Consider the following 22,210-nt stretch of genomic DNA (forward strand, 5'->3'; position numbering starts at 1 on the left):
GTCGGGCCGGGATCAGTTCCACCGGTAGCCCGGGAGCTGCCCGGCCCAGGCCGCGAGGAACTCGGCCGAGGCGTCGAGGGCGCTCTCGGTGGACTTCTCGACCTTCGCCTCGAGTTCGCGGCCGAGCTCGCGCAGCTCCTGGGTGGAGCGCAGCGAGTCGAGGACCTGACCCTCGATCTGGGCCCACATCCACTCGATCTGCTGGTCGGCGCGGTAACGGGCCAGGCCGGTGGTCCCGTCGATCCAGGCGCGATGCTCCTCGACGGCCTTCCAGACGTCGTCCAGGCCGTCGCCGGTCAGGGCCGAGCAGGTCATGACCGGGGTCCGGCGGCCGGTGGACTCGTCGTTGATGAGCTTCATGGCGATCGACAGGTCCCGCGCCGTGACGCGGGCCTCGCTCGCATTGTCGCCGTCGGCCTTGTTGACGGCGATGACGTCGGCGAGCTCGAGGATGCCGCGCTTGATGCCCTGCAGCTGGTCACCGGAGCGGGCGAGGGCGAGCAGGAGGAAGGTGTCGACCATGCCCGCCACCGCGACCTCGGACTGGCCGACGCCGACCGTCTCGACGATGACGGTGTCGTAGCCGGCGGCCTCGACGATGATCATGGCCTCACGCGTGGCGCGCGCCACACCGCCCAGATGGCAGCCGGACGGCGAGGGGCGGATGTAGGCCCGGTCGGACTCGGCGAGCTTGCCCATCCGCGTGCGGTCGCCGAGGATCGAACCGCCCGTACGGGTGCTCGACGGGTCGACCGCCAGCACGGCCACCCTGTGGCCGCGTTCAATGAGGCGGCATCCCATGGCGTCGATGAAGGTCGACTTGCCGGCGCCGGGGACACCCGTGAGGCCGACGCGCGTGGCCCCGCCCGCATGGGGGAGCAGCTGCGCGAGCAGCCTGCGCGCCAGGGGACGATGGGCCGGCAGGGCGGACTCGACCAGCGTGATCGCCCTGGCCATGCCGGCGCGCTGGCCGGCCAGGACCTGGCCGACCAGCGCATCGACGTCGATGCTCCTAGGCATTCGCCGGAACCTCATCGCCGAGGGCCCGGAGCAGCTCCTTGAGCAGGCGCACCGCCGAATCCGGGATGACCGTGCCCGGCGGGTAGATGTCCACGGCGCCCGCATCGCGCAGCGCCTGGAAGTCCTGCTCGGGGATGACGCCCCCCACGACGATGAGGATGTCCTTGCGGCCCAGGGCGTCGAGCTCGCGGCGCAGAGCCGGGACGAGCGTGAGATGGCCCGCGGCCAGCGAGGACACGCCCACCACGTGGACGTCGGCCTCGATGGCCTGCCGCGCCGTCTCCTCCGGCGTCTGGAACAGCGGGCCCACGTCGACGTCGAAGCCGAGATCGGCGAAGGCCGTCGCGACGACCTTCTGCCCGCGGTCGTGACCGTCCTGGCCCATCTTGGCCAGCAGGATGCGGGGGCGACGGCCCTCGGCCTGCTCGAACCGCTCGACGAGCTCGCGCGCCTCGTCCACCTCGGGGGACTCCTTCACTTCCTTGGCGTAGACGCCGGAGATCGTCCGGATCTGCGCCGTGTAACGACCGAAGCTGCGCTCCATGGCGTCGCTCATCTCGCCCACGGAGGCCATCGCGCGACCCGCCTCGATGCAGAGCTTGAGGAGGTTGCGATCGGGATCGGTGGGATCGGGGTTCGCGGCGGCCCAGGCGAGCTTGTCGAGGGCCGCCCTGGTGGCCTCCTCGTCGCGCTCGGCGCGCAGCTTGACCAGCTTGGCCTTCTGCTCGGCGAGCACCTGGGAGTTGTCGACCTTGAGGACGTCGATCGGGTCCTCGTGCTCGAGACGGTACTTGTTCACACCGATGAGCGGCTGACGGCCGGAGTCGATGCGCGCCTGGGTACGAGCCGCGGCCTCCTCGATGCGCATCTTCGGGATCCCCTGCTCGATGGCCTTGGCCATGCCGCCGGCCGCCTCGACCTCCTGGATGTGGCCCCAGGCCTTGAGGGCGAGGTCCTTGGTGAGTTCCTCGACGTAGGCCGAGCCGCTCCACGGGTCGATGACGCGGCAGGTGCCCGACTCCTGCTGCAGGAACAGCTGGGTGTTGCGGGCGATGCGGGCCGAGAAGTCGGTCGGCAGGGCGATGGCCTCGTCGAGGGAGTTCGTGTGCAGCGACTGGGTGTGCCCCTGGGTCGCGGCCATGGCCTCGGCGCAGGTGCGGACGACGTTGTTGTACACGTCCTGGGCGGTCAGCGACCAGCCGGAGGTCTGCGAATGCGTGCGCAGGCTCATCGACTTGTTGTTCTTCGGCCCGAACTGGTGGACGAGCTTGGCCCACAGCATGCGGGCCGCGCGCATCTTGGCGACCTCCATGAAGAAGTTGGTGCCGATGGCCCAGAAGAACGACAGGCGCGGGGCGAACTGGTCGACCTTGAGGCCGACGGACTCGCCGGCGCGGATGTAGTCGACACCGTCGGCCAGCGTGTAGGCCATCTCGATGTCGGCCGTGGCACCGGCCTCCTGCATGTGGTAGCCGGAGATGGAGATCGAGTTCCACTTCGGCATGTTCGCGCTGGCGAACGCGAAGATGTCGGAGATGATCCTCATCGAGGGCTGCGGCGGGTAGATGTAGGTGTTGCGAACCATGAACTCCTTGAGGATGTCGTTCTGGATCGTCCCCGCCAGCTGCTCCATCTTGACGCCCTGCTCCTCGGCCGTCACCACGTAGAGGGCGAGGATCGGCAGGACGGCGCCGTTCATCGTCATCGACACGCTCATCTGGTCGAGCGGGATGCCGGCGAACAGCTCGCGCATGTCGTAGACGGAGTCGACCGCCACACCGGCCATGCCGACGTCGCCGCCCACTCTCGGGTTGTCCGAGTCGTAGCCGCGGTGGGTCGGCAGGTCGAAGGCGACCGACAGGCCCTTCTGGCCGGCCGCGAGGTTGCGGCGGTAGAAGGCGTTGGACTCCTTCGCCGTGGAGAAGCCGGCGTACTGGCGGATCGTCCACGGGCGGAAGGCGTACATGGTGGCGTACGGGCCGTGCGTGAACGGCGGCAGACCGGCGTAGGTGTCGAGCCAGTCGACGCCCCGGTAGGCGTCCTCTCCGTAGAGTGTGCCGACCGGGATCTGCTCGGGGGTCAGCCACTTCTCGCCGGTGCCGGCCGCCTCGGCCAGTCGTGCGAAGTCCTCGGCGGCGGAGCCGGGAACCGGGCTGTCGCCGAGACCGATGGAATCGAAACGAGGAAGAGTGCTCACTTGGCCACCCCCATGACATCGAACGTGCGGGTGAGGATGTCGACGACATCCATCCCCATGAACAGCCGGCCGTCGAAGATTCCGGCGGCCTCGTCGTCGGAGATGCCCAGCTCCTTGTAGGCGCCGGACAGGTAGACGGCCCTGGCGCCGGCGTCGCGAAGGGCCCTCGCGACCTCGACGCCCTGCTGCGCGTAGACCTTGGCGGACGAGCACAGGTCGGCGACCTGGGCGCCACTGGCCTTGAAGGCGGCGACGATCTCGTCGACCGTGCCCCCCTCGGCCTCCGGGGTCTCCATCCCGGCGACGTGCCAGATGGGGGCCGAGAAGCCCTCGCGCCCGCCGAAGTCGCGACGGGTGCCCAGGCAGGCCAGGAAGACCTTCGGACGCTCGCCGTTCGCGGCGGAGCGGTCGACGAGCCGCTCGAAGGGCTCGGCGTCGCGGTGCCACTCCAGGCCGCCGCGTGCGGGCGCCGGCGGATAGGGCTTGACCTCGATCGTCCGGGCGTCCAGCATCGGGAACTCGCTCACCGCGGTGATCGGCTGCTTGCGGTTGGCCAGACGCTTGGCGCGCTCGGCGTTGCAGGCCGCCAGGACCTCGGCGACGTGGCCTCCGGCGAGGGCCGCGGCCATGCCGCCGGCGGCCTCGACCTTCTGGAACTCGGCCCAGCCGGCCCTGGCCAGCGAGTCGGTCAGGGACTCGACGTAGAAGGAGCCGCCGGCCGGGTCGTTGACGCGCCCGATGTTGACCTCCTCGGCGAGGATGATGCCGGTGTTGCGGGCGATCCTGCGGACGAAGTCGTCGGGCAGGCCGAAGGCGGCGCAGAACGGCAGGGTCGTGATGGCGTCGGCGCCGCCGACAGCGGCGGCGAAGGTGGAGATCGTGCCGCGCAGGATGTTGACGTAGGGATCCTCGCGGGTCAGCTCACGCCAGCTCGTGACGGCGCTCTGACGGGCGCCGCGCTTGTCCTCGTCCACGCCGAAGACCTCGCCGATCCGCGACCAGCACGTGCGGAGCGCGCGCAGCCGGGAGATGGTGAGGAACTGGTCGTGGGTGGCGGTGACGCGGAACTCGATCGCCCGGAAGGCCTCGTTGACGTCGACGCCCTGCTCGACGAGTGCACGCACGTACTCGGCGCCGGTGGCCAGCGCCCAGGCGAGCTCGGCCACGTCGCCGGCGCCGGCATTGTGGTAGATCGTCGAGTCGACGGTGATCGCATTGCCGTTCGGGTAGGCGGCGGTGCGCCGGACCCATTCGCCGAGCCCCGACAGGTCGGCGGCGGAGCCCCGGAGGGCGGCCAGGCCGGTGGGGTCGATGCCGAGGTTGAAGAAGACGTGGTCCTTGGGCCTGTCGGAGGCCTCGTAGACGGCCAGGAGCGCCTCGGCGGCGGCCTTCTGGTCCTCGCGGGAGGAGACCTCGATCTTCGCCATCTCGAGGAGCACGTCGGAGAGCACCTCGGCCACGTCGGAGGGCCCGACGGCATCGGAGCCGACGCGCAGCCAGATGGAGGTGACGCCGCGCTCGAGATCGGTGAGGACCGCCTTGCGGGTGAAGGCCGCATCGGAATCCTCGTGGAGAGCGCGCACGTCCCAGGCGTCGGCCTCGCCGTTGCGGACGGCGGCGCCGCGGGTGAAGGGGGCGACCCCGGGATAGCTCAGTGGACCGGGGACGTCATCGCGCCTGTACATCGGCTTGACGTCGATGCCGTCGACGGTGTGGACCGTCAGACGCTTCATGCACTGCTCGAAGGTCAGCTGCTTCTCCGGGGGACGACCACGGTTGAGAACCTTGGCCACCTCGATCTCCCACTGCTCCTCGATGGCTGCCGGGAAATCGCCGGCGAGACTGAGCTGCGTGGGCGTGGCCTCTTCGGCCGCGGGGGCGCCCGATTCGGTGTTGCTCATTCGACTCCTGCTCCTGAAGGGTCAAGGTGCGCTCTGCGGTAGGGCGCACCGGGGACTGGCTGCCGACCGGTCATCGGCGGGCGCCGAGCACGGGACCCGAGCGCCCGTCCGCGGCCTCGACTCCCGGACCTGCGGGTCCGCCGGTGACTCCCACCGGCTCGCCCGGCAGACGCTCGCCGGAACCGCTGGCACTGATCCGAGGGAACCGACGCCGACGATGATGCGCATCGCCGGGCACCGATCGCCTCGATCCGTGGACCCTCCGCGGGGCACGTTCCGCAGCAGCTGGCGCTGCTGCGGCTGGCAGGTCTTCGGGCTCATGGGCATTCGGGATCGCTCCCGGTTCCTACGCCACCGCTTCCCAGGCCGAGCGGCCCAGTGCCCGTTGTGGCGTTGTTCCCATATACCGCTGCGGGACAGCTCCGGCCTCTCACCGGAATTCCCTCTTGCGACGACCCACCTGACGATGGGTCGAACCAGCACTTCTCAATGTACACAAGACGACGCCACCGCATACCCCCGGGGCCCATGGATTCGGCCCGTGCACACCTCGGCGGGCAGCGGTGAGCGCCCGGCTCCGTACGGGCAACGGCGATCGTCCTGCGGTTTCCGGGAGAAGTGCGGTCGGGAGCGGACGGCCCCGGATCACGACCGGCGGGAGCGGCTCCCCGCCATCATGACCGCGCGGGAAGGCGGTCGGGCCGCGTCTTCGAGACGCCGACCACCTGGTCGAGACCATGGCCGCGCGGGAGGGCGGTCGGGAACCGCCGGCCTCCGGACCCGCCCGCCCCGCGGTGAGGCCGCACGAGCACCGCAGGGCGGACGCCCGTCACCGCACCGGCCCGCCCGGCCCTGCGGTCGTCGTGCGAAGACGCCCGGGAGCCGCGGGAGTCCACCGGCGGAAGCCCTGCCTCACCTTCTGAGATGGCAACGAATTTCCTTGTGGAGTTCGCAAAGAATTTCACACAAAGGTCTTGTATTTTTCAGTCCGTTCATGGGTATGGTGACCGCGTCCGCACCATCGCAGGAGGCCGTCATGCCCATCACCAGTCGTCGTCACCGCCGGGCCGGCAGGACACTCGCCCTGGTGCTGTGCGCGGCGATGTCGGTGCTCGGCGCGAGCTGCTCGAGCGGTCAGGGCGCACCGTCGCCGAGCGAGCCGCCGCCGACCTCGACCGGCGCCGACCCGATGCCCATGACGGGCACCGAGTTCCCGCTGAGCATCACCGACGTCAGCGGCCGGAGCGTCGACTTCGAGTCGGCGCCGCAGCGGGTGTGCATCCTGGCCGGCACCGCCATGAACATCTGGTACGACGTGGGCGGCACGGCCGTCTGCTCGGTGCAGATCACCGACAACGTGAAGACGGTCCCGGAGAACGACGCGGCGATGCGGGCGGTGCCGACCGTCGGCGCCACCTCGAACGTCGACATCGAGGCCGTCAGCTCGTACGAGCCCGACCTGGTCATCGTCATGGGCAGCGCCCAGGACACCGTGCTGTCCCGGCTGCGCGAACTGGGCATCCGCGGCCTTCAGGTGCGGGCGCGCTCCCAGGCCGAGCTCGACTCGATCTACCGGGCGTTCGGCGTGCTCACGGGCCACCAGGACACGGCCGCCGAGCGCATCGACCGGATCAGCGAGCAGGTCGACGAGGTGGTCGGCCGGCTGCCGGACGAGTCGACGTCGGTCGTCATCGTCTACGTCACGGCCGCATCGCTGGCCGTGAAGCTCGACGACTCGATCGCCGGGCAGATCGCCCGCACCCTGCGCCTGACGAACATCGCCTCGGGGTCGACGCCCGACAACCCCGACTCGGAGACGACGCCCCTCGACATCGAGGCCATCGTGGCCGCCCAGCCCGACCACGTGCTCGTCACGAGCATGGTGGACACCGACGCCGACGCTCGGGCGCGCATGGCCGAGGAGTTCGCCTCCAACCAGGCCTGGCAGGCGGTCGACGCCGTCCGGGAGGGGCGCGTCTCCTATCTGCCCCAGGAGTACTTCCTGCTCAACGGCGGCCCCTACTACGGCGACGCGGTGGCCTACCTGGCGGCCTGCGTCCATCCCGACGTCTACGGCGACGCCGAGCAGTACGCATGAGTGCGGCGACCGCCAGCGGGGGCGGGCGCTCCCCCGGCACGACCCGCCGCAGCCTCCCCGAGCGCAGCTGGTTCCGCACCGGCGTCTTCGTGGCACTGGCCGTGCTGCTCGTCACCGGGGCCCTGTACGCCATCGGGGCGGGGTCCGTCCACCTGTCGATCGGCCAGATGCTCGACGCCCTGACCGGGCGCGACGCCTCGCTGCGGCGGATCGTCTGGGACATCAGGCTGCCGCGCATGCTGCTCGCCGCCCTGGTCGGCATGAACCTGGCCGTCAGCGGCCTCATCCTGCAGGCGGTCATGAGCAACCCCCTGGCCGATCCGAGCATCATCGGCGTCTCCTCGGGGGCCGGGCTGCTCGGCATCGGCGTCATGCTCGTCGCCCCCAGTCGTCTCGCGCTCGTCACGCCGGCGGCCTTCGCCGGTGCGATGGGGGCGGCTGCCGCGATCTTCCTGCTGGCCTGGGAGGGCGGCATCCAGCCGCTGCGGATCATCCTGGCCGGGGTGGCCGTCTCGGCGCTGTGCGGGGCGGGCATCTCGGCGTTCATGGTGCTCTTCTCGGACCGGGTGGCCGGCGCCCTCATGTTCATGAACGGTGCGATGTCGATGCGGGGGTGGACCGAGGTGCGCGGCCTGTGGCCGTACTCGCTGGTCGCCCTGGCGCTGGCCCTGTGCTTCGCGCGGCGGCTGAACGTTCTGGTGCTGGGGGACGACGCGGCCGGTTCGATGGGCATGAACGTGCAGGCCAACCGCGTCTTCTTCACCGCCCTGGCGGCGGTGCTCGCCGCGAGCGCGGTCAGCGCCGTCGGGCTGCTGGGCTTCGTCGGGCTCATCGTGCCGCATCTCGTGCGCATGGTGCTGGGCCCCGACCACCGGCTCACCGTGCCCGGCTCGATCCTGGCCGGCGCCGCCCTGCTCGTCGCGAGCGACACCCTCTCGCGCACGGTCTTCTCGCCGATCGAGATCCCGGTCGGCATCACGATGACCGCCCTGGGCGTGCCCTTCTTCCTCTTCCTGCTGAGGAGGGCCCTGTGAGCAGCGCGGGGAACCCGGCGAGCGGCCCGGGGGACCCGGCGAGTGCCGGCCTGTCGGTGCGCGGCCTGGTCGTCGAGCTGGGCGGGCGGGAGATCCTGCACGGCATCGACCTCGACCTGGCGCCGGGGCTCGTCCACGGGGTCGCCGGGCCGAACGGCTGCGGCAAGACGACGCTGGTGCGCGCCCTGTGCGGCACCGCCCCCGCACGGGGCCGGGTGCTGCTCGACGGCGAGCCGGTCGTCTCGATGAGTTCGCGGCGGCGCGGCCGGGCGATGGCCGTGGTCTGGCAGAACGCGCAGGCCGGCCCGGATGCGCGGGTGGCCGACATGGTCGGATACGGGCGCTACGCGCACCAGAGCTGGTTCGCGGCGCGCGACACCGGCGGACGGGCCGCGGTGGAGGCGGCGCTGGACCGCACCGGGCTCGCTCCACTGGCCGACCGGCGGATCGGGACGCTGTCGGGCGGCGAGCGGCAGCGCGTCTGGCTCGCCGCCGCCCTGGCGCAGGAACCGCGGGTGCTCCTGCTCGACGAGCCCACCACCTACCTGGACGTCGCCCACCAGCTCGAGATCCTCGATCTGGTCCGCGAGCTCAACGACGAACGCGGACTGACCGTCGTCATGGTGCTGCACGACCTGACCCAGACGGCGCGCTACTGCGACAACGCCGTCCTCATGACCGACGGGCGCGTGCGGGCCACCGGCGCCCCGGCGCGGGCGCTGGACGCCGAGACCATCGAACAGGTCTTCGGCGTGGACACCTGGATCAGCGCCGACCCGGTCAGCGGGCAGCCGGTCGTGGTGCCGCGGTCGCATCGGGCCACCGGCCCAGGAGCCCCACAGGACCCCGCCCACCGGGCGGGGGGCCATCACGGCGAGGAGAAACGATGAGAGCAGGGATGCCACTGGTCCCTCTTCTCGCAGCGGCCCCGGCGCTGCCCCTGTCGGCCTGCTCCGGGTCGTCCGGCGACAGTCGGGACAGCGCCTCGGCGCAGCGGGGCAGCGCTCGGGCGGACACGACGAGCGCGGCGTCGAGCGCCTCCGGCGGGTCCCCGGGCACGGCCGCTGGGACTCGGCGCAGACCGAGACGGCCGAGCTCATGACCGCCACGCAGGGGTACTTCCAGAGCACGTACGGCGTCACGATCGAGGAGGAGGTCACTGGCTGAGCCGGAGTCACCACGTGGCGCCCGGCTCGGGGCGGACCCCCGCCGCGCTGTTGCCGTCACGGGCGGGGCCGGCGGCATCCCCACGGGGCGCCCGGCCCGGGGCGGGCCGGCCGGGAGGCGCCATCGCCACGGCCCGGGCCGGCGGGCGGCTCCGCCGGCCGCCTGCCGGACTCAGGCCGCGGCCAGTGCCGCCCGGTAGCTCGGCTCGCGTCTCTTGATCGCCGCGATGACGCGTCCGGTGAGCGGCACGAGGGCGTACTGCAGGGCGATCTTGTACAGATAGCCGACGATCGTGTAGTTCACGACCTGCCCGACCGTGGTCAGGCCGATCGCGTGCGCGGCGATGAGGCAGAACAGCAGCGTGTCGATGAGTTCGCCGGCACCGGTCGACGAGACGAGTCGGCCGTACAGGCCCTTCTCGTGGTTGCGCCGCTTGCCGAGCCACATGATGAGGGAGTTGGTGCTCTGCCCCCCGGCGAAACCGACGACGCCGGCCAGGACGACCTGCCACACCGGGCCGAGGGCCAGCCGGAAGGCGGCGTCGCGGGCTGCGTTGCTACCGTCCGACAGGCCCGGCAGCACGATGATCACCCAGTAGATCGACGAGCTCACGATGTTGACGGCGAAACCCGTCGTGATGGCCTGGCGGGCGGCCCGGGGCCCGTAGATCTCGGTGATCGAGTCGCCGAGGACGTAGCTGAACGGGAAGATGAAGAAGGCGCCGTCGGTGAGGATCGGGCCGAGCTGGACGGCCTTCGATCCGCCGATGCCCGACAGCACGATGACGACGGCCATGGCGGCCAGCATGATCGGGTAGAACCGGGCGCCCGTGCTCGCATAAGCCGGCTCCGCGGCTGGACGCCCGGTGGCGGAGGCGGGGCGTTCGCCGCCCGCGTCGGGGGGCTGAGCGGATCGGGCTCCAGCGGGTTCTTCTGCCACGGGCGGCAGTGTATTCGCACCCGCCCGGGGCCGCGTCGTGTCCGGCGCTCGGACGCGGCCGCCGTCCCGCCGGGTCGGGAAGGAGCCCCGGCGGAGTCGCCACGATGGCGGGCACTGATGCCGTCCCGCCGGGTCGGGGAGGGAGCCATGACGCGGTCGAGGAGGCCGCGCGGGGCCCGCCCCGACCATGGCGAGCGGCGCGGCCCCGCAGCACGATGCGACCGCCCCCATCGGCGCCCCGCGCACCGAGGCCGTGCTCGGTCCCCGGGCGAACACGGCACGGCCGCACACCGCCCGGGGCGGGGCGCCGGTCCGGAGCCCCGGGCGGGGCCCGGACACGGGACGCGACGCCGTGTCATTCAGGCGACGCCATGCCGTTCAGGCAAGGCTAAGCTGATGACGTGAGGATCCGTCCTGCTGCCGGCGGGGCACGGCGGCCGCTCGGCCGACGCGGGCAGCCCGGGACGAGGCGGCGGTCGATCCAGGGGGAAACGGTCTTGCGCATCACGATCATCAGCGTGTGTCCCGATCTGCTGTCGGCCTTCATCGCGGCCGACCGGAAGCTGGCTCGGACCCATCCCGGGGCCTGCGAGCTCCGGCTGTTCAACGCCACCAGTCCCCCGTCGCCGCAGGATGCGGCGCGGCTGCCCGGGGCGGTGGCGAACAGCGACTTCCTCGCCATCGACCTGAGCGGCGCGCCGCAGGCCTGGACCGACGCGCTGGCCGGGCCGGTGGCGGCCTACGAGGGCGACCTGCTGCCTCCGGGGCATCTGTTCACCGACAGGCTGCGCCTGGGCGCCGTGCGACCCGCCCCCGGCGGCGTCCCCATCGGGCCCGCCGGCCCTGGTGCGCAACCGACCAGCGCCGAGGGCGCCGAACCAGAGCGGTTCCGGGCCGACCTGGCCAACCTGTCAACGCTGCTGCGGTGCTTCCACGCGATGACCCCGGTGCACACCATGGCCTTCCTGACGCTGCTCCTGCACGAGTACGGCGGGCACCCGGAGATCGCCGTGACACCGGCCGAGTACCCGGGTGACGGCATCGTCGCGGTCGACCTGGCCGGCGGACGCGAGTTCACCGACGTGCGCCGTTACGCCGAGGCCGTCGGCGGGCCCGGGCGGCGGCAGGTGGCGCTCGTGCTGCATCCCGGCAACGGGTACCCGATCGACTCGACGGCGGCGACGAGGGCGGTCGTCGAGGCGCTCGGCGAGCACTGCTGGGTGCTGCCGCTGGCGGTGCGCGACGCCACCCGCACGGTCGACGACCTGCGTCGCCTCATGGCCGACGCCGGCATCGTGCCCGATGTCGTCGTGAACATGCTCAGCCTGCGGCTGGGCACGAGTTACGGCGGCGGCACGGGCGGCGCCGGGGCCGAGCTGCTCGACGAGTGGGGCGCCGCGCACGTGCACCCGATCCTGCTGACCCGCATCACGATCGACGACTGGCTCCGGCTCCCCTCGGGGCTGAGCCCGGCCAAGGTGATGGTGTCGATGATGCTGCCGGAGCTCGACGGCTGCATCGACGAGATCCCGGTGGCCGCGATGAGCGCCCCACGGGTCGACGAGCGCTACGGCGTCGCCCTCAACGCGCTCACCCCGATCCCCGAGCAGGTCGACCGCCTGGCCGGCCGGGTCGCCGGGCTGCTGCGGCTGAGGCGTCTCGACCCGGCCGAGGCGCGCGTGGCGATCATCGGCTACGACTACCCGGCCGGCGAGAGCAGGCTGCTGGGCGGCTCCTTCCTCGACGTGGCCGCCTCGATGTCGGCGGTGCTCGCCGAGCTGGCCCGCACCGGCTACCGGGTGGGCACGCCCGGTCCCGACGAGCTGCTGGACCGGTTGCTGGCCCGCGCCGTGAACTCGCCCCGGTTCGGCGCGCCGGACGCCCCGTTCGTCTATCCGAGGGCGCAGGCCCGGGCCGACCTGGGGGACGAGCGGGCCTGCGCGCAGGTGGACGAGGCGTGGCCGGCCGACGGGCCGAGCGCCCCGATGACGACGCCGGAGGGCGACTTCATCATCCCGGCGCTCGAGTTCGGCAACGCGCTCGTCGGCATCCAGCCCGGGCGCGGCGGCGGCGCGACGGCCGATGCGCAGGCCCATGACAAGACGGCCCCGCCCCACCCGCAGTACCTGGCGTTCTACACCTGGCTGCAGAAGGTGTGGCGCCCGGACGTCATCGTCCACGTCGGCACGCACGGGACGATGGAGTTCCTGGGCGGCAAGGAGAACGCGGTGAGCACCCGCTGCTACCCCGACATCATGATGGGCTCGGTGCCGCACGTGTACCTCTACTACGCCGGGAACCCCGCCGAGGGCCTCATCGCGGTGCGCCGCTCGCACGCGCAGATCGTCAGCCACCAGCCGGTGGCGATGGTGCCCGGCGGGCTGCACGACACGCTCGCCGAGCTGGACGAGCTGGTGGCCGAGTACCGGCGCAGTCTCGCGCTGGCGCCGGCGACGAGCGCGGAGCTGCTGGAGGAGGTGCGCAGGCGCGCCGAGGCCGAGCACCTGCCGACCGACCCCGACGAACTGGAGTCCCGCCTGGACCGTCTGGCGCAGTCGCTGACGCCGATGGGGCTGCACGTCTTCGGCCGGACGTGGACCGCGGCGCAGACGCGCACGATGGTGCACGGCGCCCTCGGGCACGGCACCGCCGAGCTGCCGCCGGTCGTCGAGGTCGTCGCCGAGGCGGAGGGCCTGGACCCGGCCACGGTCGACGAGCTGCCGCGCACCGAGCTGACCAGGCTGCGGGAGCGGGCGACGCAGCTGATCGACGCCGCGCTCGACGAACCCGAACCGGCCCGCCCGGCCGCCGGCCCCGGGCCCCGGACCGGAGCTCCCGCAGACGGCATGCCCCCGCAGATCGCCGAGCCGCTCGGCCTCGCCGCCGCTGCGGCACCGGCCCGCCCACGGGGGGACGAGGCGCTCGGCGCCCTGGCGGCACGGGCCCGCGAGCTGAGATCGGTCCTCGGCGGCAACGACGAGTGGGATGGACTGCACCGGGCGCTGACCGGTCGTCATCTCACGGCGCGGCTGGGCGGCGACGTGATCCGCGACCCGCGCATCATGCCGTCCGGCCACGGCATCTACCAGTTCGACCCGCGCCGCGTCCCCACCCCGGTGGCCTGGCGCCGCGGCGAACGCATCGCCGCGGACATCCGCGCCGCATGGCGCGCCGAGCACGACGGCGCCGATCCGCGCTGCGTCGGCGTCGTCCTGTGGGGCCTGGAGACCACCAGGACCCAGGGCGAGGCCTTCGCGCAGGTCCTGTCGCTGCTGGGCGCCCGTCCGGCGGCCCGGCCCCGGCCCGGCCGGCCGCGCTTCGAACCGATCCCGGCCGAGGAGCTGACGGCACCGCGCGTCGATGTCGTCGTGACGATCTGCGGCTTCTTCCGCGACCTCTTCTCGGGCCTCATCGACGAACTGGACGAGCTGGTGGCCACCATCGCCGCCCTCGACGAACCCGACGAGATCAACCCGGTCGCCGCCTCGGCGCGCGCCCTGCGCGGCGAACTCATCGCCGGCGGCCGCAGCGCCGACGAGGCCGGCGAGCTGGCCAGCAGCCGCATCTTCGGCCCGGCCAGCAGCTACTACGGGACCGGCATGACCGGCACCGTCGAGGCCGGCGAGTGGGACGACGCCGAGGACCTGGCCCGCGAGTTCGCGCACGCCAACGACCACGTCTACTCGCGCCGCCGGTCGGGCGAACGCGTCGACGGGCTCTACGCCAAGGGCCTGGCGCGGGTCGAGGTCGTCTCGCAGGTGCGGTCCTCGAACGAGTACGCGATCACCGACCTGGACCACTACTTCGAGTACCTGGGCGGTTTCTCGGCGGCCGTGGTCCAGGTGCGCGGCGAACGCCCGATGACCCTGGTCGCCGACACCAGCGGAGCCGCCGTGCACACGAGCACCGCGGGCGAGGCCACCGCCGACGGCCTGCGCACCCGCCTGTTCAACCCGGACTGGCAGGACGCCATGCTCGCCCACCGGCATCGCGGCGGCACCGAGATCGCCAAGCGCGTCACGAACCTGGTGGGGCTGGCGGCGACGACCGGGCAGGTCGGGGACTGGATGTTCGACGAGGTCTTCGATCGCTACCTCGCCGACGAGCGGATGCGCGAACGCCTCGTCGACAACAACCCGCACGCCGCAGCCGACATCGCCCAGCGCCTCACCGAGGCCTCCGAGCGCGGGCTGTGGTCGGCCGACGAGGACCGGCTGGACGCGCTGGACGCGCTGGGTTTCGACCTCGAGGCCGCCCTGGAGGGCGACGGGACCGAGGCGCAGTGAGCCGTACCCCGGGCGGGGCGCCGAGGAGGCCGCCGCTGTACCCGTTCACCGCGATCGTCGGCCAGCGGGCGATGCGGCACGCCCTCGAGCTGGTGGCCGTCTCGCCCGGGATCGGCGGCGTGCTGCTGCGCGGGGAGAGGGGCACCGCGAAGTCGACGATCGCCCGCTCCCTGGCGGCCCTGCTGCCGGCCGGCTCGATGCGCACCCTCGCGCTGGGCGCCACCGAGGACCGCGTGCTCGGCGGGCTCGACCTCGAGGCGACCCTGGCGGGCGGGACGCCGCGGCTGATGCCCGGGCTGCTGGCCGAGGTGGACGGCGGCATCTGCTACGTCGACGAGGTGAACCTGCTCGACGACCACCTCGTCGACCTGGTGCTCGACGCGGCCGCCTCCGGGCTCGTGCGGGTCGAGCGCGAGGGTCTGTCGGCGAGCCGGCGGGCAGCGTTCTCGCTCGTCGGCACGATGAACCCCGAGGAGGGGGCGCTGCGCCCGCAGCTGCTCGACCGCTTCGGCCTGTGCGTCGACGTGCGGGGCGAGACCGACCCGGCGGCCCGCGTCGAGGTGATCCGCCGGCGCCTGGCCTTCGACGCCGACCCGGACGCCTTCATCGCCCGGTGGGCGACGGGGGAGGAGGCCCTGGCCGAGCGCCTGCGCGAGGCCCGCGCGCTGGTGGCCCGCGTCGAGCTGCCGCAGCCGGTGAACGACCTGATCGTCGACCTGTGCCGACGGGCGGCCTGCGCCGGGCACCGCGCCGACGTCGTCATGGCCGGCGCTGCCCGCGCCGAGGCGGCCCTGGACGGTCGGCCGGTGGCGACGGCCGGTGACGTCGAGGCCGTCGCCGAGCTCGTCCTGGCCCACCGGCGCCGCGCCGCGCCACCGCCCGGTGCTCCCCCTGCTCCCGCGCCGCAGGACCCGGACCGGCCGGGCGAGGACGCGCCCGGCGGGCGGCCGGACGGGCCCGAGCCCGGCCCCGGGCGGGGACGGGACCGCGAGGGGCGGGGCCCCGAGCACGGGCCGGCGCCGGACCGCACCGCCGAGATCGGCGAGCCCTTCGCCGTCCGCGAGCTGCGGCTCGGCGCCGACCGGGTTCCGCGCACCGGCTCGGGGCGGCGCCAGGAGACGGTCAGCGCCGACGGGCACGGCCACTACGTCACCGCCCGCCCCACCGGGGATGCGCACCGCCTGGCCCTCGACGCGACGCTGCGGGCCGCGGCCCCGCACCAGCGGGACCGGCGGGCCGGGCTCGGGCCCGGCGACCCGCGCCTCGAGCTGGCCCTCATCGTCGAGCCGGACGACTGGCGGCGGGCCGAGCGCACCACGCAGGTCGGCTCCGCCGTGATCCTCGTCGTGGACGCCTCCGGCTCGATGGGCGCCCGCGGGCGCATGGTCGCCTCGAAGGGCGCCGTGCTGAGCCTGCTGCTCGACTCCTACGTCCGCCGCGACCAGGTGGCGCTCGTCGCCTTCCGCGGCGCCGGGGCGGAGGTCCTCGTGCCGCCCACCGCGTCGGTCGAGCTGGCCGAGCGCCAGCTGCGCCGGATGCCGGTGGGCGGGCGCACCCCGCTGTCGTCGGGGCTGGTCGCGGCCGACGGGCTGGCCGCCGCGCTGCGCCGGACGAATCCCGGCCAGCGGCAGATCATCATCGTCGTCACCGACGGCCGCGCCAATGTGGGGCTCGACGGCGGGGTGTCCCGGGGCGCCCAGGACGAGGCGCTCGCGGTGGCGGCCCGGCTCGCCGGGAACGGCTGCACCTGGCTGGTCGTCGACACCGAGCACCCCACCGGGCGCCGCACCCGGACGGCGGCGGGTCTGGCCGCGGCCCTCGGGGCGCGCCGCCTGTCCGTCGAGGAGCTGCGCGCCGACGAGCTGGCCGGCCTGGCCCGGACCGCCCGCCGGGACTCGACCACCGTCGAGACACCAACGCCGTTGGCAAGGAGCTGAGACCATGGAACGACCCGTCTACCCGTTCACCGCGATCGTCGGCCAGGACCAGATGCGCCTGGGGCTCGTCCTGGCGGTCATCTGCCCCGAGCTCAGCGGCATCCTCATCCGCGGCGAGAAGGGCACCGCGAAGTCCACCGCCGTGCGCGGCCTGGCCGCCCTGCTGCCCGAGCGCGACGAGGTGGTCGGGAACCCCTACCACCTGTCCCCGGACGAGTTCGCCGCCTACGCCGACCAGCTCGGCCTGGAGTCCGCCGCGCCGCCCGCCGTCGAACGCCGCCGGGTGCAGATCGTCGAGCTGCCGGTGGGCGCCACCGAGGACCGGGTCACGGGCAGCCTCGACATCCAGGCCGCCCTCAGGCAGGGCGCGCGCCGCTTCGAGCCGGGGCTGCTGGCCGCCGCGCACCGCGGGATCCTCTACGTGGACGAGGTGAACCTGCTCGACAACCACGTCGTCGACCTGCTGCTCGACTCGGCGGCGATGGGGGTGTCCACCGTCGAGCGGGAGGGGCTGTCGGTGACGCACCCGGCCCGGTTCTCCCTCGTCGGCACGATGAACCCGGAGGAGGGCGAGCTGCGCCCGCAGCTGCTCGACCGCTTCGGCCTGTGCGTCACGGTGGCCGGGGAGACCGACCCGGCGGCCCGCGTCGAGGTGATCCGCCGGCGCCTGGCCTACGAGGACGACCCGGTCGCCTTCGCGGCGGCCTGGCGGGAGGCGGGCGACGAGCTGGCCGCGCGGATCGACCGCGCCATCGGCCTGCTCCCCGAGGTGCGGGCCGGCGACGACGCCCTGGGGCGGGTGGCGTCCATCTGCATCGAGGCTGGCGTGGACGGTCACCGCGCCGACATCATGATGGTGCGGGCCGCCCGCGCCCTGGCCGCCTGGGACGGCCGCGCCCGGGTGGGGGCCGACGACCTCGACCGGGCCGGCCGCCTCGTCCTGCCGCACCGCATGCGCCGCCGTCCGTTGGAGGGCATCGGGTCCTGAACCGCGTCGCGGGATCGTCGGCGTGATCCGCGTCGACGGAGGGCACCGGGCGGCCCTGAACGCCCCGGATACCCTCCCGGGTATTCTTGGGGCACGTCGGAGGAGGGAGCCCGCATGACCGCGACGACGCCGACCGATGCCGGAACCGATGACGACCTGGCAGCTGTGATCAGACGCCTGCAGCGCGCCCAGGGCCAGCTCGGCGGCATCATCCGGATGATCCAGGACGGCCGCGACTGCAAGGACGTGGTCACCCAGATCGCCGCGGTGAGCAAGGCCGTCGACCGGGCGGGGTTCGCCGTCATCGCAGCCGGGCTGCGCCACTGCATCGCCGACCCGCGGTCCGGACCCGACCCGGCCGAGATGGAGCGGCTCTTCCTCTCACTGGCCTGAGGCCCGGGCGGCGGCCGTCCCGGACGACCAGGTGGCCAGGCCGCCGTCGAGGCTGCGGGCCCGGCGCCCGTGCCGGGCGAGGATCCGGCAGGCCGAGTAGCCGCGCAGTACACGACGAGCTCCCCGTCGGGCAGCCCGCCCAGCCGGTCGCGCAGCTCGTCCGGCGGGATGGGCAGCGAGCCGGGGATGGCCCGCCCGGGCGTGCTCGGCGGGCGAGCGGACGTCCAGCACGGCGGCGCCGGCGGCCGCGTCGGGTTCGTGCCACTGGAGGTTCTCGGTCGGCCCGTCGCGCAGGTTCTCGTCGACGAGGCCGAGCATGTTCACCGGGTCCTTCGCCGAGGAGGACTGCGGCGCACAGGCCGGTTCGAGGCGCCCCAGCTCGGCCGCCCGCGGACCGCCGGCCATCACCGCCGCGATGACGTCGATGCGCTTGTCCACCCCGGCCGGGCCGACGCCCTGCGCGCCCAGCACGTCGTCGGTGTCGGCGTCGACGACGAGACCGAGGTTCATCTGCTCTGCGCCCGGGCAGTGGCCGGCGTGATCGCCCGGATGGGTGCGGATGATGCGCAGCCGCCTGCCGGCGGCCCGGGCGCGTCGCTCGTTCCAGCCGGTGGCCGCCGCCCGGAGCCCGAGGACGCCGACGATGAAGCCGCCCGGCACCGGCCGGTCGGCGGCGGAGCGGCCGGCGATGGCGCCGGCCGCTCCGCCCACGATGACGATTCTCATGACACCATCGTGTCATATACCCCTGGGGGTATACAATCGGACATGGCCGGGCAGCCGCCCGTCCACCGCCGCACCGAATCGTCGAGGAGTGCTCATGTGCCGACCCGTCACCTGCAAGATCTGCGGCAGGACCACCTGGGCCGGATGCGGCCGGCACATCGCCCAGGTGAAGGCGCAGGTGCCGCCGCAGCGCTGGTGCGACGGCGACCACACCGCCGAGGAGGTCGCGGCGACCCGCAGGCCCGGGCCGCTGGGACGGCTGCTCGGGCGCTGAGCCAGGGCACGGGCCCACGGGTCGCGGACCGGCCGGAGGCCGCCCGGGCCCTGTCCCCGTCCCGAAACCACTGGCCAGAAGGGCATCGGGCCGTGCACACCGCAGGGCGGCCGCCATGGCCGCGACCGGCCGACCGTGACGGCGGCGGCCGGGAAGGATCGGGCCGGGCCGGAGTAGACTCGTCGCCCGTGTGCCCGCTCACGCAGGCATCCGGCCCGCGGCTCCCCGCCGTCCGTCGGCCGTCACCATCGCCATGTTGGAGTCCCATGCCCGTCCGCCAGGATCTGCGAAACGTCGCCATCGTCGCCCACGTCGACCACGGCAAGACCACCCTCGTCGACGCCATGCTGTGGCAGTCCGGCGCCTTCCGCGAGGGCTCCGACGTCGAGAACCGCGTCATGGACTCCATGGACCTGGAGCGCGAGAAGGGCATCACCATCCTCGCGAAGAACACGGCCGTGCGGCACACCATGACCGACGGGCGCGAGCTCACCCTCAACATCATCGACACCCCGGGCCACGCCGACTTCGGCGGCGAGGTCGAGCGCGGCCTCGAGATGGTCGACGGGGTGCTCCTGCTCGTGGACGCCTCCGAGGGCCCGCTGCCCCAGACCCGCTTCGTCCTGCGCAAGGCGCTCGACAAGAAGCTGCCGATCGTCCTCGTCATCAACAAGGTCGACCGCCCGGACGCCCGCATCGGCGAGGTCGTCGACGAGACCTACGAGCTGTTCCTGGACCTCCTCGACGACGAGGACGCCGGCGGTCTCGACTTCCCGATCGTCTACTGCGCCGCCAAGGCCGGGCGGGCCAGCCTCACCGCCCCCGCCGACGGCGCCCTGCCGGACTCGACGGACCTCCAGCCGCTCTTCGACGTCATCGAGGCCTCGATCCCCGCCCCCGCCTACACCGAGGGCGCCCCGCTCCAGGCCCACGTGACCAACCTCGACTCCTCGCCCTACCTCGGCCGCCTCGCCCTGTGCCGCGTCGTCGAGGGCACCGTGAGCCGCGGGCAGACCGTCGCCTGGTGCCGCCGCAACGGCACCGTGCAGGACGTCCGCCTGTCCGAGCTGCTCATGACCGAGGCCCTCGACCGCGTGAGCGTCGAGCAGGCCGGCCCGGGGGACATCATCGCGATCGCGGGCATCCCGGAGATCACGATCGGCGAGACGATCTCCGACCCCGACGACCCGCGCCCGCTGCCGCTCATCCACGTCGACGAGCCCAGCCTGTCGATGACCATCGGCATCAACACCTCGCCGCTGTCCGGCCGCTCCGGCACGCAGCTGACGGCCCGTCTGGTGAAGAACCGCCTCGACGCCGAGCTCGTCGGCAACGTCTCGATCCGGGTGCTCGGCACCGACCGGCCCGACACCTGGGAGGTGCAGGGCCGCGGCGAGCTGCAGCTGGCCGTGCTCGTCGAGATGATGCGCCGCGAGGGATTCGAGCTCACCGTCGGCAAGCCCGAGGTCGTCACCCGCCGCGACGGGGACGGCACCCTGCTGGAGCCCACCGACCGGCTCACCGTCGACGTGCCCGAGGAGTTCCTGGGCACCGTCACCGAGATGATGGGCACCCGCAAGGGCACCATGGACCAGATGATCAACCACGGCTCGGGCTGGGTGCGCATGGAGTACGTCGTCCCCTCGCGAGGGCTCATCGGCTTCCGCACCGAGTTCCTCACCTCGACCCGCGGCACCGGCATCATGAACCACGTCTGGGAGGGCTGGACGCCCTGGGCCGGCGAGATGCGCAACCGCCCCACCGGCTCGCTCGTGGCCGACCGCCAGGGCGTCGTGTCGAGTTACGCCCTGTTCAACCTGCAGGAGCGCGGCGAGCTGTTCGTCGGGCCCGGCGACGAGGTCTACGAGGGCATGGTCGTCGGCGAGAACTCCCGGCCGGACGAGATGGACGTCAACCCGACCAAGGAGAAGCATCTCACGAACGTGCGCTCCAGCACCGGCGACGAGCTCGAACGCCTCATCCCCCCGCGACGCATGAGCCTGGAGCAGTCGCTGGAGTTCTGCGCCGCCGACGAATGCCTCGAGGTCACCCCCGACGCGGTGCGCGTGCGCAAGGTCGTCCTGGACGCCCGGGACCGCGCCAAGGTGCGCATCAGGAACCGCAACCAGGACGCGAACGCCTGAGCCGGGGCCACCGCTCCCCTCGTCCCCTCCCGCCTCACTTTTCGTCCAACACCCGGGACATGCCCGAGGTGCGAGCACAGAAGCGAGGTGCGAGCGACACAGACCGGTTCAGAGCGAACGGCGACGCGGGCCGACGGGGCGACGGCGCAGCCCTGCGGGCGGCCTCACGTGGAGCCCGATGTCGGGGTCGACGAGCGCCTCCTGAGCCGCGTCCACCCCGTCGACGACGAACTGCGCATCGACGGGAACGGCGCGTCCGACCAGGCCGAGGCCGATCGGGCCGTCCTGCCAGTGCAGGGCGCTGGCCCCGATGAAGCCCACCGGATCGCCGTCGAGCAGCAGCGCCGAGCCCGCCGCGGGCAGCCGGGAGCGCATGCCGTCGAGGTGCAGACGCACGAGCCGGCGCGGCGGGCGCCCCACGGAGTGGATGCGGGCGACGGTCTCCTGCCCGCAGTAGCACCCCTTGTCGAGAGCCGTCGCGTAGAGGCCGAGCTCGTTGGGCAGGGTCCGCTCGTCCGTGTCGACGCCGATGCGCGGGACGCCGGCGGCGATGCGCAGGGCCTCCCAGGCCCAGATGCCGGCGGCGCGCCCGTCGTCCTCGTCGATGCCGGAGGCGGCGATGCGGACGGCACCGGCGCCGAAGGGCGCGGGCAGGTCGGGGGCGAGCCCGGCCGGCGCCTCGCCCGCCCCGGCGCCCACCCACAGGACGTGGGCGTCGGGGCGTCGCTCGACGGCGACCCTGGTGCGGAAGACCATCGACGAGAGGAAGTCGCCGAGCGCACCGTCCGAGCCGGCTCCCCCGAACAGCCACAGGCGCCGACCGTCCTCGACGGCGTGCAGGACGTGCACGACGTGGCCGGACGGGTCGAGCACGAGCGCGTCGACGGCGGCACCGGCCCCGAGACCGGTGAAGACGCCCGTCGTGAGCGAGTGCAGCCACTCATGGCGGGCCGGACCCGCCACGGCGAGGACCTCGCGGCGGCCCAGCTCGACGACAGCGGAGCCCTCGACGATGGCGCGCTGCTCGGCCATGGGCTCGCCCCGGTGCCACAGCAGGCCCTCGTCGGGCCCGGCGGGGACGAAGACGGCGCTCATGCCGTCCTCCG

15 protein-coding genes and 1 riboswitch are annotated in these 22,210 nt (G+C 73.2%); of the genes, 9 read left to right on the plus strand and 6 right to left on the minus strand.

Going from position 1 to position 22,210, the window contains the following annotated elements:
* Positions 1-12 precede the first annotated feature (12 nt).
* From meaB to mutA, 3 genes are read right to left on the minus strand one after another with little or no spacing between them, the layout of a single operon-like run.
* Positions 13-1,020 carry a methylmalonyl Co-A mutase-associated GTPase MeaB gene (gene meaB / locus K336_RS0103230; RefSeq protein ID WP_028706276.1) on the minus strand — a complete coding sequence of 336 codons (1,008 nt, stop codon included), beginning with the start codon at positions 1,018-1,020 and terminating at the stop codon, positions 13-15.
* On the minus strand, positions 1,013-3,217 hold the full coding sequence (gene scpA, locus K336_RS0103235) for a methylmalonyl-CoA mutase (RefSeq protein WP_021798175.1): 2,205 nt from the start codon (positions 3,215-3,217) through the stop codon (positions 1,013-1,015). The genes meaB and scpA overlap by 8 nt, the downstream gene beginning before the upstream one ends.
* Entirely contained in the window at positions 3,214-5,118 is a 1,905-nt protein-coding gene (gene mutA / locus K336_RS0103240) for a methylmalonyl-CoA mutase small subunit (protein WP_028706277.1), read from the minus strand. Before mutA ends, scpA begins: the two co-directional genes overlap by 4 nt.
* Positions 5,119-5,403: 285 nt before the next feature.
* Positions 5,404-5,614: riboswitch (cobalamin riboswitch) on the minus strand.
* 540 nt (positions 5,615-6,154) lie between these two features.
* Between mutA and K336_RS14060 the strand changes: the two genes are divergently transcribed.
* Genes K336_RS14060 through K336_RS14065 form a run of 3 tightly spaced genes read left to right on the plus strand, consistent with a single transcriptional unit; the run spans position 6,155 to position 9,140 of the window.
* Positions 6,155-7,216 carry an ABC transporter substrate-binding protein gene (locus K336_RS14060; RefSeq protein ID WP_021798176.1) on the plus strand — a complete coding sequence of 354 codons (1,062 nt, stop codon included), beginning with the start codon at positions 6,155-6,157 and terminating at the stop codon, positions 7,214-7,216.
* Positions 7,213-8,250: a FecCD family ABC transporter permease gene (locus tag K336_RS0103250; RefSeq protein WP_021798174.1), complete on the plus strand. Its 1,038-nt coding sequence runs from the start codon at positions 7,213-7,215 to the stop codon at positions 8,248-8,250. Before K336_RS14060 ends, K336_RS0103250 begins: the two co-directional genes overlap by 4 nt.
* Positions 8,247-9,140 carry an ABC transporter ATP-binding protein gene (locus K336_RS14065; protein WP_233418710.1) on the plus strand — a complete coding sequence of 298 codons (894 nt, stop codon included), beginning with the start codon at positions 8,247-8,249 and terminating at the stop codon, positions 9,138-9,140. The genes K336_RS0103250 and K336_RS14065 overlap by 4 nt, the downstream gene beginning before the upstream one ends.
* Before the next feature lie 448 nt (positions 9,141-9,588).
* Here the strand turns inward: K336_RS14065 and K336_RS14070 are convergent, their stop codons facing one another.
* Complete coding sequence (locus K336_RS14070; protein WP_233418711.1) at positions 9,589-10,356, minus strand: queuosine precursor transporter; 768 nt, start codon at positions 10,354-10,356, stop codon at positions 9,589-9,591.
* Positions 10,357-10,853: 497 nt separating this feature from the next.
* On the opposite strand from K336_RS14070, the gene K336_RS18395 reads away from it, so the two are divergent.
* The 4 genes from K336_RS18395 (at position 10,854) to K336_RS0103280 (ending at position 17,960) form a co-directional block, all read left to right on the plus strand.
* Positions 10,854-14,642: a cobaltochelatase subunit CobN gene (locus K336_RS18395; protein ID WP_028706280.1), complete on the plus strand. Its 3,789-nt coding sequence runs from the start codon at positions 10,854-10,856 to the stop codon at positions 14,640-14,642.
* Positions 14,643-14,713: 71 nt separating this feature from the next.
* Complete coding sequence (locus K336_RS18400; protein WP_051245368.1) at positions 14,714-16,579, plus strand: VWA domain-containing protein; 1,866 nt, start codon at positions 14,714-14,716, stop codon at positions 16,577-16,579.
* 4 nt (positions 16,580-16,583) lie between these two features.
* Positions 16,584-17,567: an ATP-binding protein gene (locus tag K336_RS0103275; protein ID WP_028706281.1), complete on the plus strand. Its 984-nt coding sequence runs from the start codon at positions 16,584-16,586 to the stop codon at positions 17,565-17,567.
* A 114-nt stretch (positions 17,568-17,681) separates the two neighbouring features.
* Positions 17,682-17,960 (plus strand): metal-sensitive transcriptional regulator, encoded by a 279-nt coding sequence (locus K336_RS0103280; protein WP_021798899.1) that lies wholly within the window; start codon positions 17,682-17,684, stop codon positions 17,958-17,960.
* On the opposite strand, the gene K336_RS14080 is transcribed toward K336_RS0103280, so the two are convergent.
* A complete protein-coding gene (locus tag K336_RS14080; RefSeq protein ID WP_051245361.1) occupies positions 17,949-18,686 on the minus strand; it encodes a rhodanese-like domain-containing protein in 738 nt (245 codons plus the stop codon). The genes K336_RS0103280 and K336_RS14080 overlap by 12 nt on opposite strands.
* Positions 18,687-18,780: 94 nt before the next feature.
* Between K336_RS14080 and K336_RS0103290 the strand changes: the two genes are divergently transcribed.
* Both K336_RS0103290 and typA read left to right on the plus strand, forming a co-directional pair.
* Positions 18,781-18,960 carry a hypothetical protein gene (locus K336_RS0103290; protein ID WP_021798895.1) on the plus strand — a complete coding sequence of 60 codons (180 nt, stop codon included), beginning with the start codon at positions 18,781-18,783 and terminating at the stop codon, positions 18,958-18,960.
* A 266-nt stretch (positions 18,961-19,226) separates the two neighbouring features.
* Positions 19,227-21,104 carry a translational GTPase TypA gene (typA, locus tag K336_RS0103295; RefSeq protein WP_021798896.1) on the plus strand — a complete coding sequence of 626 codons (1,878 nt, stop codon included), beginning with the start codon at positions 19,227-19,229 and terminating at the stop codon, positions 21,102-21,104.
* 108 nt (positions 21,105-21,212) lie between these two features.
* Here typA and ygfZ read toward each other — a convergent pair whose 3' ends face one another.
* A complete protein-coding gene (ygfZ, locus tag K336_RS0103300; protein WP_021798900.1) occupies positions 21,213-22,199 on the minus strand; it encodes a CAF17-like 4Fe-4S cluster assembly/insertion protein YgfZ in 987 nt (328 codons plus the stop codon).
* Between the last annotated feature and the right edge of the window lie 11 nt (positions 22,200-22,210).

It is taken from the genome of Propionibacterium acidifaciens DSM 21887 (assembly GCF_000426605.1).
Lineage (GTDB): Bacteria > Actinomycetota > Actinomycetes > Propionibacteriales > Propionibacteriaceae > Propionibacterium > Propionibacterium acidifaciens.

Coding starts and splice junctions, on each gene's coding strand:
- K336_RS0103275 (WP_028706281.1), top strand. CDS start 16,584: ATGGAACGACCCGTCTACCCGTTCACCGCGATCGTCGGCCAGGACCAG.
- typA (WP_021798896.1), top strand. CDS start 19,227: ATGCCCGTCCGCCAGGATCTGCGAAACGTCGCCATCGTCGCCCACGTC.
- K336_RS0103250 (WP_021798174.1), top strand. CDS start 7,213: ATGAGTGCGGCGACCGCCAGCGGGGGCGGGCGCTCCCCCGGCACGACC.
- ygfZ (WP_021798900.1), bottom strand. CDS start 22,199: ATGAGCGCCGTCTTCGTCCCCGCCGGGCCCGACGAGGGCCTGCTGTGG.
- mutA (WP_028706277.1), bottom strand. CDS start 5,118: ATGAGCAACACCGAATCGGGCGCCCCCGCGGCCGAAGAGGCCACGCCC.
- K336_RS0103290 (WP_021798895.1), top strand. CDS start 18,781: ATGTGCCGACCCGTCACCTGCAAGATCTGCGGCAGGACCACCTGGGCC.
- meaB (WP_028706276.1), bottom strand. CDS start 1,020: ATGCCTAGGAGCATCGACGTCGATGCGCTGGTCGGCCAGGTCCTGGCC.
- K336_RS14080 (WP_051245361.1), bottom strand. CDS start 18,686: ATGAGAATCGTCATCGTGGGCGGAGCGGCCGGCGCCATCGCCGGCCGC.
- K336_RS18400 (WP_051245368.1), top strand. CDS start 14,714: ATGCGGCACGCCCTCGAGCTGGTGGCCGTCTCGCCCGGGATCGGCGGC.
- K336_RS0103280 (WP_021798899.1), top strand. CDS start 17,682: ATGACCGCGACGACGCCGACCGATGCCGGAACCGATGACGACCTGGCA.
- K336_RS14060 (WP_021798176.1), top strand. CDS start 6,155: ATGCCCATCACCAGTCGTCGTCACCGCCGGGCCGGCAGGACACTCGCC.